The organism is Methylophaga sp. UBA1464 (assembly GCF_002325665.1).
GTDB lineage: Bacteria > Pseudomonadota > Gammaproteobacteria > Nitrosococcales > Methylophagaceae > Methylophaga.
This window is the reverse complement of sequence record NZ_DCSO01000085.1, coordinates 20,167-20,968: the sequence shown is the minus strand read 5'-3', so window position 1 is coordinate 20,968 and position 802 is coordinate 20,167. Positions and strand designations below refer to the sequence as shown.

The following is an 802-nucleotide window of genomic DNA, read 5'->3' as shown; positions in this document are numbered from 1 at the left end:
GCTGAAGTGGCTCAGTTAAGGGCATTTCATGGCGATGATTTAGTGGTCAATGTACAGGGAGATGAGCCCTGTTTGCCAGCCGTGTTGATTAATCAGGTGGCAGCGGATTTGGCGCACCATCGTGAAGCTGCAATTACTACGTTATACAGCCCGCTAGAAAACGCTGAACAGGTATTTGATCCTAATATCGTTAAAGTAGTGGTGGATGCTAAAGGTTATGCGATGTATTTCAGCCGCGCCCCTATTCCATGGTTACGCGAGCATTTTAATAACAAACAGGCACTCAACAACGTCACAATGCCGCATTTAAAGCATGTTGGTATGTATGCCTATCGAGCAGATTTTTTGCATCGTTATCATGAATTACCGCCTGCGCCGCCGGAACAATTTGAATCATTGGAACAGCTTCGGGCGCTTTACCATGGCAATCGGATTCACTTGACAGAAGCTCAGGTTGATCCTGGACATGGAGTTGATACTGAACAGGACTTACTGGCCGTAGAGGCCTTGCTCTCTCAGTAATTGATCCAGACCAGCTGAGACTAATTCGGCATGCAGTTCACCTTCACCATCAAAAACCGGTAAAACATGGGTCACAGGAACCGGGCGATGCCCTTCTCCATATTGTGTTGGCTGGATATTACTGTCCTGATTGAGCTCCTGTAATACCAGTTCACAGCCATCTAACAACTCAATAATTTCACAGCGTTGATGGTGGTATACGACTTGCTGACCAATCAGGTTCAGCAAGTCGTCACAGGTAAATTTATGATTCCTTGGCATCTGCTTTAGGACTCTCTTC

At 46.3% G+C, this 802-nt stretch carries 2 protein-coding genes; one reads left to right on the top strand and one right to left on the bottom strand.

Going from position 1 to position 802, the window contains the following annotated elements; translation table 11 throughout:
- A partial coding sequence (kdsB, locus tag B3O33_RS10865) for a 3-deoxy-manno-octulosonate cytidylyltransferase (protein ID WP_292363576.1) occupies positions 1 to 522 on the top strand: 522 nt, incomplete at its 5' end.
- Here kdsB and B3O33_RS10860 read toward each other — a convergent pair.
- A partial coding sequence (locus B3O33_RS10860) for a hypothetical protein (RefSeq protein WP_292363575.1) occupies positions 490 to 802 on the bottom strand: 313 nt, incomplete at its 5' end. The genes kdsB and B3O33_RS10860 overlap by 33 nt on opposite strands.